The organism is Cupriavidus sp. 291-E7 (assembly GCF_057798835.1).
This window is the reverse complement of the sequence record NZ_JBYOJV010000008.1, coordinates 316,971-330,183: the sequence shown is the minus strand read 5'-3', so window position 1 is coordinate 330,183 and position 13,213 is coordinate 316,971. Positions and strand designations below refer to the sequence as shown.

At 64.7% G+C, this 13,213-nt stretch carries 7 protein-coding genes; 1 reads left to right on the top strand and 6 read right to left on the bottom strand.

The features are described 5' to 3' along the window. Window positions 1-1,022, bottom strand: a 1,022-nt coding sequence (locus AC3FLX_RS16805) for a sensor histidine kinase (RefSeq protein ID WP_488698356.1), incomplete at its 3' end; no start/stop codon positions are given. Window positions 1,023-1,506: 484 nt separating this feature from the next. Between AC3FLX_RS16805 and AC3FLX_RS16800 the strand changes: the two genes are divergently transcribed. Further along, window positions 1,507-1,710, top strand: a complete 204-nt coding sequence (locus AC3FLX_RS16800) for a DUF2188 domain-containing protein (RefSeq protein ID WP_488698354.1) — start codon at window positions 1,507-1,509, stop codon at window positions 1,708-1,710. A 52-nt stretch (window positions 1,711-1,762) separates the two neighbouring features. On the opposite strand, the gene AC3FLX_RS16795 is transcribed toward AC3FLX_RS16800, so the two are convergent. From AC3FLX_RS16795 to AC3FLX_RS16775, 5 genes are all read right to left on the bottom strand, one after another. Further along, window positions 1,763-2,272, bottom strand: a complete 510-nt coding sequence (locus AC3FLX_RS16795; RefSeq protein WP_488698352.1) for a DUF2514 family protein — start codon at window positions 2,270-2,272, stop codon at window positions 1,763-1,765. Continuing rightward, window positions 2,269-2,802, bottom strand: a complete 534-nt coding sequence (locus tag AC3FLX_RS16790; RefSeq protein ID WP_488698350.1) for a glycoside hydrolase family protein — start codon at window positions 2,800-2,802, stop codon at window positions 2,269-2,271. The genes AC3FLX_RS16795 and AC3FLX_RS16790 overlap by 4 nt, the downstream gene beginning before the upstream one ends. Beyond that, window positions 2,783-3,043, bottom strand: coding sequence for a holin (locus AC3FLX_RS16785; protein ID WP_488698348.1), 261 nt, complete (start codon window positions 3,041-3,043; stop codon window positions 2,783-2,785). The genes AC3FLX_RS16790 and AC3FLX_RS16785 overlap by 20 nt, the downstream gene beginning before the upstream one ends. A 102-nt stretch (window positions 3,044-3,145) precedes the next feature. After that, window positions 3,146-11,212, bottom strand: a complete 8,067-nt coding sequence (locus tag AC3FLX_RS16780) for a PLxRFG domain-containing protein (protein WP_488698346.1) — start codon at window positions 11,210-11,212, stop codon at window positions 3,146-3,148. Then, complete coding sequence (locus tag AC3FLX_RS16775) at window positions 11,212-13,077, bottom strand: hypothetical protein (RefSeq protein WP_488698344.1); 1,866 nt, start codon at window positions 13,075-13,077, stop codon at window positions 11,212-11,214. The genes AC3FLX_RS16780 and AC3FLX_RS16775 overlap by 1 nt, the downstream gene beginning before the upstream one ends. Window positions 13,078-13,213 lie beyond the last annotated feature (136 nt).

The window sequence follows — 13,213 nt, the reverse complement described above, 5'->3', positions numbered from 1 at the left end:
GCGATATAAAGGCCGAGCCCGAGCCCGTCCGCGTTCTTGTCTTCCTGATCAGGACCTCTGCTCAGCGGGTCAAATATCCGCTCCAGCGTCAGTTGATCAATGCCTGGGCCACTATTCATGACCTCAAGGCGAACGTCCCCGTCATGGCCTGTGACAATAACGCGGACGGGATGCTCCGGCGCGCCGTACCTTAACGCATTGAGCACAAGATTGGAGATCAGTTGCTGCAGGCGCGAGCCATCCCAAAAACCCTGCACATTGCCCTTCACCTCCACATCGATACGTCGGTCCGAATGAACTGCCCGCAACTGGTCCACTGTATCGCCGACCACCTTGGCCAGGTCGACGTCATTGGGAGCGATGTTGATACCCAAGCCGAGTTTCGTTCGGTTGAAATCGCAAAGGTCATCCAGAAGGGAACTCATGCTGGCACCGCTTCGAATCAGCCGGGCCGCAGCCTCCGACACCTTCTCCCCGGCGTTCAGCGCCACCAGGTATGAGGCGGTCGTCTGGATGGTCTGCAGGGGGCTGCGCATATCGTGCCCGAGCATTCCGAGCAACAGATTGCGAGACTGCTCGACCTCCGAATTGAAAGACTCCACCGATTCGGCGACTGCTTGGTCGATAGCTTCGTTGAAGCGCATCATGTCGTCCAGATCCGCAGCAACCAACTCAAAATCGTCTATCCACAAACGTAGCACGCTGGCGCGTAGCGCCCGATACTCGGCAACCAACTGGTTGATATTGAAGCCACCGCGCGCCCGGATGACCGCATGTACTTGTGCTGCAGTCTCCGGCGCACCGGGCACTTGGGGGGCTTGCCCCCATGACTTTTCGTGTTGCGCGTCTCGCGTTTGCGGGGTCGTCAGGTCCTTTGCGATGGATTGCAGGATTTGCGGCGCGTGGTCGCGCAGGGCGAGGGAATCCAGCTTCCGTGCAGCAGGCAACTGGGCGGCCACGAAGGCCTCCCACTCCGCCAAAATGTGCTTCATATCACGCACGATAAAAGCCGCTAGACGCATGTCTGCCCCTTGGGAAACAAATGAGGGAGCAAAAAGGACGCACTTTTGCAGAATTTATATTACGTCAGTTGCAGGTGAAGTGTTGCGATTACGGGGCTTCGCAGCCCTGTTGGGTCATGAGCCTCGCCGCATCCGCAAATTGAGATCACATTCCCAACCGCGCGCCCGATTCGGAAATCGTCCTACATCATATTTTCTCGCCCACGCATAGAACTAAGGTATCGATGCCACTGGAGGTGTGTGGATGACAGCAGTTGTAAAGGTGCTACAGGCAGACGGTCTGTGGAATGTTGAGTCCGAGTACGAGCGCGTTCCATACCCGTCCCGCACCGCGGCCATCGCTGCAGCTGTTCATAGAGCGATGGAATTAGGCGCCCTACTCATGATCTATGAGCTTGAGGGCAAGATGAACGCCCCACTAGATTTTGCGCAAAGCGAAGCGACATGACAGCCATCAATCCTTCTGCCTTTAACGGAGGCTGCCATGTCAGGTGATATTCATGTTGTTCCCCATCAGGGCGGATGGGCCATCGCAATTGAAGGTACTGGGCTGCGTACGCCCTACGAAACCGAAGAAGCCGCTATGTACGCCGCCACGGAAATGGCAAAGCTGACTCGGACGGACTTGATCATCTATGGCCAGGACGGCAAGGTCCGCGAGCGCCGTATGCGCGGCTACGCTCACTAGCACCGATGGTTACCCCCTTTCGCCGCGCTACAAGTCACCGCGCGGCTCTTTTTTATGGTTGGGTCAAGGACGTCAGCGCGTCATAGCTGCGCTCGCACGCCAAACCAGCTACTTTGAGCTGGTCGGCGTAGTCAGCCAGGATTCCCGAAGTTGTGTCAGACCGGCCGAGCACGTCGACGAGCACATCGAGGGGGTCTCCACCCGGCTGACCCTGGCCACCGACTGCAATTCCGGGATCTTTGGTGGTTCGGGCGGCGGCAAGTAGCTGGTCGACACGCTTCCGCAACCGGTCAGCAGCGTCGCCAGCAGCGCGGGCATTAGCTCGTGCTGTGTCCGCGTTCTCTTTCGCAGCATTGGCAATCTCCGTTTGTGCCGCTGTGCGGCGTTGCTCCTCATCGCGGATGCGATTGGTGGCCTTCATCTGATCGACAGCGGCCGACAGCGTTGCTTTCGCTCGCTCTGCTTCGTAAGTGGCCGCATCGGCGGCCGACTGCTGCCACCGACCGCCGCCATAGCAGAGCAGCATGGCGACCAATGCGAACAGGCAGAATCTTGCGTTCATTGAGCCTCCATGCATTTGTGATTGCGCTCAAGCTGGCGAGTCCACACCCCGTAGCAACGCGTATTCGGCTTTCCGTTCATCAGCGTGCTGCAGTCATAGCCCGCCGCATAGCGCCAGTTCAGCAACGCTTGGCATGCACCAGCGTAGTCGCCCTCCAGTAGCCAAGCGCGCGGTGACTTTGGCTTCCGCCAGTTGCCTATGCCGAACTGGCCGACGAAATTCAGATACAGGTCGTATTCGTCCTGGAACAGTTCCACGCCGTCCAGCGAGGCACGAAACTGCCGCTCGTCCTTCGACATTAGGTTCCGCGCAAGCTGCTCGGCGCGCTGTCGGGTGATCGGCGGATCGGTCAGCTTGACGGCCCGCCCATCCTCGTAGCGGGTGGAGCCGAAACCGATCGTCGGCACATCGGCCTTGGTAGGGATCATGGGCTTGTCGGCGAAGCCTTCGGAATTCATCCAAGCGCCGATGCCGGCGAGGCTGACGGACATCGCCACGACGGCAATGCGCTTACGGATGCTGTCCGACATCGCATTGCCCCTTGATTGCCGCGATCCGCGCCGCACTCTCCGCGGCTTCCCGTCGATCGCGGCGGATCTGAAAGTAGATGTTGGCGGCCAGACCAAGCACTGCGACCAGCACGCCGACCAGGCCCACCCAGTTGATTTGTGCCAGCCAACCCACAGCGCCCGTAAGGGCCCCGGCCACGGTTGTCTTGTTGGCCATCGAGGCGCCAACCACCTCAATCGCAAGATCAGCTCTGTCCGACATAGCTCCCCGTCCCGTCCAAATTAAGGGGACTTTTGCACCCCCATCGATGGAACCGAAGTCTTGGCCATCTGCTATCGACAACCAAGACTTACAGGGGTGGTGCTACAGATCGGCTCGCGCCCTCGCAACATCCTCCCGCATCTGCTGACGCATCGCCTTCGGTGCCGTATCGGCGATGCGCTGGTCCTTCGGCTTCGCCATTTCACGCACGCGGCGGAGAACGTCGGGCATGCGCACGACCATCTGCTGATCCGGATTCTTCGCGTTCCAATCCGCAACTGCGTCGCGGGCTTCCTGCACCTTCGCCGGGTCTTTCTCGAAAATGCCCTGAGCCCACAGAGCCCGGATCTCCTGCGCCCGCAGGTTGTAGAACGCCTTGGCCTGCTGGTTCAGGCCGTTGGCTTCCTGGATGGTGGCCACGCTGGACGGCTGGAAACCGATGGCCTTCAGCGCCGCTTCGAGGGCGTTGGTGTCCAGCACCTTGTAACCCTTCGTGTCACGGTACATCCCGGTTGCCGCCATGTCTGCGCTCTTGGCCAGATTACGCACGGCAGTCGGCGCAGCGTCGAGCAATCCCGCGCCGATATCGCCGCCCGCCACCTTGCGCGCGCCGGACACGATGCGACTGGCGAAGTCGCCGGCCGGGCCAACGATCTCCAACACATCACGGGTGTGGTCGTTACTCTCCCGCAGCAGGCCGGTGCCGGGGATCAGGTTCCCCATGCCAAGGCGGCCGGACACGTCCAGCGGCATGCCCGGCAGGCCCGTGATGCCCTTGTCGATGAACGACGCGATATCGCGGCCAAACACGCTTTCCAGGAATTCCTGCTTGGCCTTCTTCGCAGAGAAGTTGTAGCCGGCGATCTGCGCCATGGCGTCGATCACGTCGTCGGCATCTTCCGCGAAAGGCAGCCCGCCGGCGCCACCGAGCAGCATCAGCGTGGCCAGCATCAGCAGCGCCGCCTTGCGGCCGTCCTTCCGCTCCTGCGACCCGGCTTCGCCCTGAGTCCACAGGCGGCTCATCAGTTCCAGGTATGCAATGGAATAGGTCTTGAACGTCAGCAGTGTGCCGCCGACTGCGCCGCGGCCCCACTGCATCTTGGAGGCCTTCGAATAGACAAACTGCGTTTCCGTGACGGCGCGGCGCGCGAACGCAGCAGGATCAGCCATGTCACGTGCCTTGGCCATGCGGTACGCTGCAATGAACGTCACACGGCGGTTCACCTGTTCGGCGGCGCCGAACAGCTTGCCCCACGCGACAGACAGGCGCGACAGAGAGTTGGAGCCCACTGCGCGAGCATCGCCCAGACGCGTGCCGTCACCGGCGCGCAGCGAGCCGCTGCCGCGCGCCTGAGCCATGAGTTGGTGGACTTCCTGAGGGCTGACCGTGCCATCTTCTTCGGCATCGTGCAGGGCACGCGCCAGGTCAGCCTCGTACTGGAAGCCCTTCGTGGCCATCTGCCGGGCCGCCCGTCCAAGCTCGGTCGCCGCCTTGCGCGCGCCGCCGAACTGGCTGAGCCACGGGAAGGTAACCGCGGCCGGCTGGGTCATATTGACCAGCGCCGATGCCACGGATCCGCCAAGGTACTGGGCAAACAGCAGGCCGCGGACGGCTTGCGCTTCCTCCTGCGGATTCTTGATGTAGTCGGCCAGCCTGACAGCGGCGTCCTTCAGCTCGCCCTGCTCCTTCGGGATGGCATCGACGGCTTCCGACAGGTCGCCCATATGCAGGCCTGCCGCTGTCTGGCGGCCGTTGCTGTAGATGAAAGAAGCCAGCACGCGCCCCACGTCCTCGCTGTAGCCAGCAATCCCCTTGCGGTGGATCAGCCGGCGCATGGCGCTGCGATTGGTCTTCGTCAGGCGCAGGTATTCCTGGAAGGCCTGATCTCGCTCGCTGTCGCCCTGCGAATCGAACCCGAGCGCGTTCCCGAAAAGCTCCAGCGTCTCCGGCGTGATGCCGGCGAACAGCTTGTAGCTCTCTTCCGACAGCGTGCCCTGGTTGACCGCAGCATCTGCGAAAGCGCCGCGCATCCACTCAGCCATCTGGTTCGCCTCGCGCCGCGTCTCGAACAGGCCAAAGAACTGACGCTCGCCGGCCTGATCGACCACGTCGACGGTGTACTTGCCGAATCGGGACAGTGGGGCATACCCCTCCGCCTGCAGTTGGGTCACCTTTTCGGCCCGGTCCATCACCCCGTGCGCCAGTTCCATCAGGTGCTTTGCGCGGTCTGGGCGGGCGTCTGCCATCTCCGCCAGATGGTCACGAAGGATTGTAGCGGCCGCCCGCACGTCGCGCGCATCCATTACCCGGTCGCGCAGCTCCTTCGCGTCGTCGCCGGCGTAGCGCAGCATGTCCGCACGAGCCATGGTGTCAAGGCTGCGATCGGTCGCGGCACGGAACTCGTGGTACAGCTCCACCTGCGCGTCGCTCAGCTTGAACTGGCTGCGCAGTTCGGCGTCAGTCCAGACGATGCCGGCCTTCAGCAACTGCGATTCGAAACGGCTGTCGATCAACCGCGCAAACTGTTCGTCCGAATGGCCACGCCAGGCACGCAGCATCCCCTCAGGGATCTTGCCGTTTTCCAGCAGGCTGGCGGCCTTGTCCTCGGTGCTCAGGCGCGCCGCGGCCTCGGCCAGGTCGGCAACACGCGCCGGCTTGCCGGACGCGTCGCGCGTCCACAATAGGGTTCCTTCGAAGATCGGTGCGGCCACGGCCTTGTTATCCGCAACACTGACCGGCGCCTTGGCGATATCGCGCCACGTGTCCAGCTTGGGCAGCAGCTTTGGCGCCATGTCGGCAGCGTCGTTTGCATAGTGCGAAACGTCGTCAATGAAGCCTTGCGCCGATTCGAACACCGGCCTGAAGGCGGGCGAACGCTGCGCGAGGTTGTACATCGTGCCGATCGTCTTGTGCCACCAAGACAGGCTGCCCGGTGCGGTGAAGATCTTGTTCAGTTCCTGGACGGCCCGGCCCGCCGTTGCCCGCATCCCGGAGCGGCTGAACTGAATCCCTCCATCGTTGGCCCCTTCGTCAGCGAGATTGATTGTCAGAAGACGGCGTAGTACGTTGGCAACGTCTTCTGAGGTGACCTTGCCGGATCGCTCAACACCGCTAGCGGTGTCAGTCCTGGAATACCTGGCCCTCGGAAGACCACTCTCATCACCGCCCACCGTTGTGCTTTGCTGGCCATGTAGTACACTGGCTATGTCTTCTGGGCTGGACGAGCCGGTACGTTGCTCTGCCGCTACGGCATCTGCCCCGGACACTCGACGGCTCAGAAGATGCCCCTTCATCGTCACCGAATGCAGATACATGCGCTGCATTGTCGGTTCGCGCCGCACCAGGACGGTCACAATGTCGTCCTTCCCGCCGATCACTACCGGCGCCGACACGTAGAAACTCTCCCCGCCCTTGTAGGCCGCCCGGTGGACCAGTACGCCGTCTTCCAGCACGGCCTTGACGGCGGCGAACGCCGCGAACTTGTGGACGCTAGCGCCGTGTGCCATCGAGTCGCGCACCGCGCGCCCATCCAGCACCACCTCGCCTAAGTCCCGGTTGTTGGCAACGCCGCCCTGATCCTTGAACAGGTTGGTAGCCCACTCCCGGATGGCGGCGTAGCCCTTAGGCGCTTCGTCTCCTCGGAGCACGGCGACAGGCTCGCCTTGCAACACTCGCGCCTTGCTGATCTCGTCTTGGCTTTGGCTCTGGCTTTTCGCCACTCCAGTGCCGCGTACGTCGCCACGCGCTGCGCGATCCATGCCAGCCATGGCGTAGCCCACCAGATCGTCCACGCTGATTTGGCCCAGGCCGACGCCATTGCGCAGCATCCATTGGCGGACTGTGGCCAGAAAGCTGCGCAGCAGATCGCCGACGCGCTTGCCGATAGTCTGGTCGACCCACGCCAGGAATCGGCTATCGGCGAATGCAAAGCCCTGGCTACGGCCCTCCATGACAGCCTGCTCTACGATATAGGCCGCCGCTTCGCGCTGATTCCCGGAGGCGCCGGCAGCGGCCATCCGGTCGGCCGCGCGGTCTAGAAATTCACGCAACGAACGATCTCGCACGCTGGCGCGCTTCGCCAGCATGTCCGCTGCATGCTGGTCCAACTTCCGGCGCTGCTGGCCATGCGTCATCTCGTGCAGAAGGACTGCCGGTGCCGTGATCGGGTCGAGGTTCGGCCCAACCAGAAACGTAAGGCCGGACTTGGCATCGTAGAAACCGTTGATCAGACCGCCGTCTTCGAACAGTTGGATAGCACTGTTCAGTGCGGTGCCCGTCTTAGTAGCGTAGGCATGAGCGATCTGCAGCGGATCGTTGTTGTCGATCATCACGACGCCGCCGCGCATGCCTCGCCGGCCGCGCTCCAACATCACGCGCACCGCCTTGCCAAGCTGCGGATACTGCAAATCGAATGCGCGCATCAATTTCTGCGTATCCATCAGCGGCAAGCCGGTGATGTTCTGCGGCAGTTCGCCATCGACAATGTCGCGGCCGTTGAACGTCACGAGCACACGGCTTGCGCGAATATCCGCCGACTCTTCGGGCGAGATTTCGAGACGCTGGCGTGGCGTCATGCGCATGCGCGCTTGCGTGTTGCGGGCCTCCACCTCGCCAGCCAAGCGCCGGTACGTCACGGCGCCTGTCTTGTCGAAGTCGCTGGTGAACCGGTCGACCGAGCCACCCTTGGCGAAGCCTTCGGCATGCTGGATCTCGTGCTGCAACTCGTGAAGGATCGCGGACGCAAGCATGTCGCGCTGCATGCCCGGCTGGACTTCGACCACTGGGCCAGCAGCCAGATGTCGAATACGCGCATCGGCCGTCGCGTTGGCCGGCATCATGGCGATGGGAATGCGCGCCAGCCGAGGGTATGCCGCAAACAAGCGCGGGTGCACGAGCACGTCGGAAATCACCGGGCCGCTTCGCCCGGCGTTGATCGCGTTGCCTCGTGCCGCATCAACGACAGACCGTGCCGTTCCGCCCGGCACAGCAATGCTGGCCAGGTGGTCGCTGATTTCGAAGCGCCATTTCCCGTCAGCGCCCAAGTGCCAGCCCGTCTCCCGGCGCACCACTTCCCCATCCTCGCCCGCTGCCAGCCGCTGCTGCGCTGACACCAGAGCATGTAGGTCAGCGCCTCGGGCACGGCGACCGGCAAACGAGAACTGGACGGCCTCGCCGCTCGCGGATGCTGCACCCGGTGATGGTGCAGAAGTAGGCTGCTCCAGCGCCCGGGTCTTCGCGCGCGCCGGGGCATCGTCCTTGGCCTTCTTTGCCAGCACGCCCCGGGCCGGCTTAGCCTTCTGGGTACCCCTGTTCTCCTGCGCCTTGTCCGGAGTGTCGGCCGCAGCATCGGTCGCCGGCGCCCGGGTGTCGCCGTCCTTCAGCCACGACTTGAACTCGTCCATGCTCATGGCACGGACGGGGCCGACCTTCCAGCCGGCATCGAAGTTGGAGCGGTACGCCGCAGCGGCGTCGGCTTCTTGATCGAAGCCAAGCATCACCTTGTGTTCATCGAAGCCACCGGACTGCTGGTCCAGTTGGTCCACAACGTACACATGACGCGATTCGGGATTGGGCCCGATATAGGCGTCGACCTGCTCGCCGTCCGCCCCTTCGGTGCGCTTGATGTAGCCGTAGTGGTCGCTCATGGTATGGCGCCACTCGGTGCCGTCAGGACGCTTGCCGGTGCGATCGGAACCGCGCGGGTTCTCCACCGTGATGTCCAGGCCCTGGACGCGGACATGACCCTTGGCGTAGTTGCCCGCTTCTTTCTGCGCGTCGGTCGGCTCCGGCCGGTCGTTCTGCGGGCTGGTTGCGGCCTCGTGCGCAGCGGCCTCGATCTGCGCCGACACTGGGCTATGCGGCACCAGCGGCTTGATCGCTTTGGGTTGAACGGCTGGCTGGGCACCAAACAGGTATTCCTCAGCAGAGTCCTTATCCGCCTGCTGCGGCTTCGCCAGGTTTGCCTCGAACTGGCGCGCATTGAAGTCGTCGCCACGCGATCGCGCTTCGTCCAGGGCATTCTGCATCAGCCACTGGTCGGCAGCTTTGACGGTCCCAGACGCCTGGCGATTCGTACCCGTGTTCACCTTCGGGAATGGCGTGGTCTGCCGGCCCGAAGTTGTCAGCACCGTCTCGCCCGAAGCGAGCTTGTCGCCGACCAGACCCTGCCGCGGCACGGCAGCCTGGCCTGCGTTCTGCTGCGCTGCCTTGGCTTGACGAATCTTGGCGATGCCCTCTTTCAGATTGGCCGGCTTCGATTCGGCCGCTGAAGCAACGGCGGGCGGGGCCGCGGCAGGTGCTGATTGCGGTTGCGCCGTAGCAGCTTCAGGTTGCGGCGCTGCTTGCGGTTGCTGCTGGGGTTGGCCCGCATTTGCTGCCTCCAGATTCGGCGCGCTTGGCGTTACGTTGATGTTTGCCGCAGGCGCGGCCGAAGCCTCCCGGGTACTTTCCTGCGTGGTGATCGGCGTCTGTTGCACGGCAGCCGGCGGCTGGGCCCGCGCCTCCTGCTGAGGCTGGAGCTTTGCCAGTTCAGCCTGCAAGCGGTCGCGCTCGGCGACCAGGCGCATGTCCCAGCCGTTGACGCGCGCCGTTTGCTGGATGAAGTGCAGGCGGCCCTGCAACTCGGTGGCCGGATCGTTGGCCAGCAGGCTGCCTTGGGCCCCGGTGATCTCCCCCGTTTCCGGGTCGATCTTGTTGCCCTTCGTGCCCTTGTCCTGCTGCTGGGCGACGTCCGCCGCCTGTTGCAGCGCGGTCTGCTGCGCCATGTGCTGGCTTGCCCCGTTGTCGACGGCGAGCGCGGCCGCGGCGGACATCGGGCCGACCGCCGGGTTAAGGCCCATTTGCTCGGACGGGCTTGGCGCGCCCTCGATCGGCGTCACGTCGAGAATGTCGCCGCGGCGAATGCGGTCCAGGCGATCTGCTCTGGCCTGTGCTGCGGCCTCAGTGGCATTGTTGAGATCGCCGGTCGTACGCACGACGCCATCGGCACCTGCCTGGTAGACCGGCGCCGGCAGTTGCAGCGGCGGCTGTTCGGCGATCGTCGGTTCCGCCGGCGTCGGCGTCACGTCGGTGAACTCGCCGCGGCGAGCCCGATCCAGTGCCGTGTTCCGGTCCTCAGTGGTCCGCACCACACCGTCGGCGCCGACGTCGTAGACAGGCGGGGGCAGCAACGCAGCGGGGCGCTGCTGCTCGTTCTGCGCGGGGGCCAGGGTGGGCGCCGCCGTCGCAGCGGGAGCACTGCCATGGATCGGGCCGGCGATGCCGCCCATCAGGCCGCCGGACAGTACGCCCATCACCGCCTGATCGCTGAGGCCTTCGGTCCACGGCTTGTCCAGTGCCAGGTTTTGCAGCACCTGCTCGGACAGCGACTGCGGCAGTTCTTCCAGGAAACCCTCGGAAATCGCGCCTTCCAGCGCCTTGCGCGGCAGACTCTTGGAAGCCGTTCGCGCGGTCGCCGCCACGGCGGACGGGCCGCCGGTGGCCAGCAGGGTATCGATGTCGCCGATGCCCAGACGCTGGGCGGCCTTGCCGGCAACGGCGCCGAACAGCGCAGTGCCCGCGCCGGATGCTGCGGCCAGCCCGGCTTGCTTGCCCGTCAGCAGACCGTCGTCGGTCTCTTGGCGAATCTGTTCTGCCGCCGAACCTGCGCCGGCGATGCCTTCGCCCACGGCACCCGCAACCGCGCCGCTAATTCGCGGAATCATGCCCACGGCACGGCCAGCCGCGCCGCCCGCCCCCATCAGCGGCAGAGATTGCCCAACGGCGTTGGTGATGAGCGACGGATTCGAGAGCGCGACCTTGGTTTTGTCGATCACGCCGTCGGCATCCTGGAATTCCTGCTGCTGTTGCTTGGACGCGTCCGTCATCAGCGAGTCAAGGAACTCCCGCGTCTGCTTGGGCCGGAAGCCGATGGCGCCGTCTTGGTTCTCCAGGAACTTGCCGACCTGGCCGCCGGTGGCGATGTCAGCAAGGCCGACGGCCGCTTCGGGAACACCTACGACACCCTGAGCAACGGACAACCCGAAGTCGCGCGCATGGCCCAGCACGCCCTTTTTTCCTTCGGGCTGAGTGGTGCCGCCGAATTCCTCCCAAGGCTTCGGCGCTGCCTTCGGAGCGGCGCTAGCGGCCGGCTGTTGCGCAAAGCCTTCCCACGGCTTCTGATCGGACATTAAACCTTCTCCCAATTCTTCTGATCGGCGGGGTTACCGCCCTTGAACTTGTAGCCACCGCGCACGCTGCCGATCTGCGGAGCGCCCGGGGCCGCCGCTGCAGTCGACTGATCCATGAACTGGCCCGTCTGGTTGTTGAGCACGCGCGACGGGCGGGTAACCACCGACATGGCCTGAGGGTCGTATTCCTGGCCACCAGGCACGACCGTGAAGCGATTCGGCGCTTCCTTGCCGGTCAGCACACGGATCTGCTCGGCAATGGCGCTGCGCTCTTCCGGCTTTGCCACGTCGTACTGCTGGTACAGCTTCTCCATGCGCTGGGCGTTGCGAGTCTGGAAGCCGCGCGCGTCGATGTCGGACGCGGTGCGCTGCTGGTCCAAGGCGTTGCTGGCGGCGAAGCGGGCGTTCTGGCCCAGTTCCTGCACCGCGGCGCGCTGGTTGGCGCCCTGCTGCTGGATCTGCTCGCGCGCGATGCCGGAAGCGTTCTGCTCGCGGGCGAGTGCGGTCCTGTCGTCGTTCTCTTGCAGGCCGGCCAGCACCCGCAGTTGGCTCGCGGTGAGCTGGCCATTCGGGGAGCCACGGTAGGGAGTCGACGCGGCGGCCAGCGCCCTGGCGCGCGCGTCGTCATTGCGGCCTGCCTCGAAGTAAGCGGGGAAACCTTCCGGGGCGAAGCCAGCGCCGGTGCTGGGCGAGCTCGCGGTCATGGCAGGAACCGTGCTGACGGTCCCGCCGGCGCCTTTGAACCCCAGGTTGCCGCCTGCTGCGCCTGCGACGGTGTTTGCGTCGTTCGTGAACGAGTACGTGCCGTTCGCCTCGCGCTTGCCCACAACACCGGCAACGCCAGTCGAGGAGAAGCCATTGCCCGCTTGTGCGGGCGCCGGGGCAGGCGTCGGCGTGCTTGGCGCGGCTCCGGCTGGCGCAGGCGTCTGCCCGGCCGCTCCAGTGCGCGCCGCCGCAGGGGATGGGCTGGCTGACGGCGGCGTGGGTGTCGGTGTGGCAGCGGCCTGCTGGTCAAGGCCGAGCAGCCCACTGCCGAAGTTCATCAGCGGCCGGCCGGCCACGTTGTACAGGTCCTCGCTGGCATCAGCGAGCGCCGCCGGCACTACCGCGGCCGTGCCGCGAACCAGCGTGCCAAGGCCACGGGCATATTCGCCGTTGCCCCACTGGCTGGCCACGTCATCGCCGGTACCCCGTAGCACCGAGTCCGTGCGCCAGCCGGATCCTTCCGTCCGCATCTGCGGCACGAAGCCGAAGGACGATTGCGAGGCCGCCGGCGCCGGTGCAGGCGCTGCCGTGGATGCACCCGTCGGCGCCGCGGCGCGCGCGGGGGCTGGCGCGGTCGGCACGGCTGGCGTGGCCGTCGAGGCGCGAGGATCTGCCGGGTATGTGGTCACCGGCCGCGACAGCGCATCGGCGACAGTCGGATTGACTGCCGGAGCGGCGGGCACGCCCGTGAGACCTCGCAGCTTCTTCGGGTCATCAACCACGCCGCCGTCGGCGAAGAACAGTTCAGGCTTGCCGCCCGTCTGAGGCTGGGCGGCGAAGCCCAGGCCCGCCGCCCCTGCCGGCACATGGGTGGCGCCCTTCATTGCATCGAGCGCTTGGACGCCGATTGCATGCACCTGCTCGGGCGGCAGCACGTTCTCCCCATTGCTGAGGTTCACGTCGACCGGGGCACCCTTACCCATCGCGGCCAGCTTGTCGCTGCCGATCTGCTCGGCGGAATCGGCGGGCATGACATAGCTGCCGTTCGGGACCGTGGCCTCTATATCATCGGACGTGCCCGTGCCTGGCCCCCGGACCTCGCCGCCGCCAGCATAGTTCTGCGCCTTGGGCGGTTTGGCGCCCTTCTTGAAACCTTGCATGGGATGCCCCTGAGAGATTTTCGACCGGATACCCGGCGATCTTCTGTGTCAGCCAGCAGCGGGGCCAGCCCTACAGGGGTAGTGCCAATGTGCGACGTCTACAGCGAATCTTCCACGGTGTAAGATCGCCGTCGAA

What these genes read in the sequence shown, in the direction of transcription:
- AC3FLX_RS16800 (WP_488698354.1), top strand. Translation starts at nt 1,507, where the DNA reads ATGTCAGGTGATATTCATGTTGTTCCCCATCAGGGCGGATGGGCCATC.
- AC3FLX_RS16775 (WP_488698344.1), bottom strand. Translation starts at nt 13,077, where the DNA reads ATGCAAGGTTTCAAGAAGGGCGCCAAACCGCCCAAGGCGCAGAACTAT.
- AC3FLX_RS16795 (WP_488698352.1), bottom strand. Translation starts at nt 2,272, where the DNA reads ATGAACGCAAGATTCTGCCTGTTCGCATTGGTCGCCATGCTGCTCTGC.
- AC3FLX_RS16785 (WP_488698348.1), bottom strand. Translation starts at nt 3,043, where the DNA reads ATGTCGGACAGAGCTGATCTTGCGATTGAGGTGGTTGGCGCCTCGATG.
- AC3FLX_RS16780 (WP_488698346.1), bottom strand. Translation starts at nt 11,212, where the DNA reads ATGTCCGATCAGAAGCCGTGGGAAGGCTTTGCGCAACAGCCGGCCGCT.
- AC3FLX_RS16790 (WP_488698350.1), bottom strand. Translation starts at nt 2,802, where the DNA reads ATGTCGGACAGCATCCGTAAGCGCATTGCCGTCGTGGCGATGTCCGTC.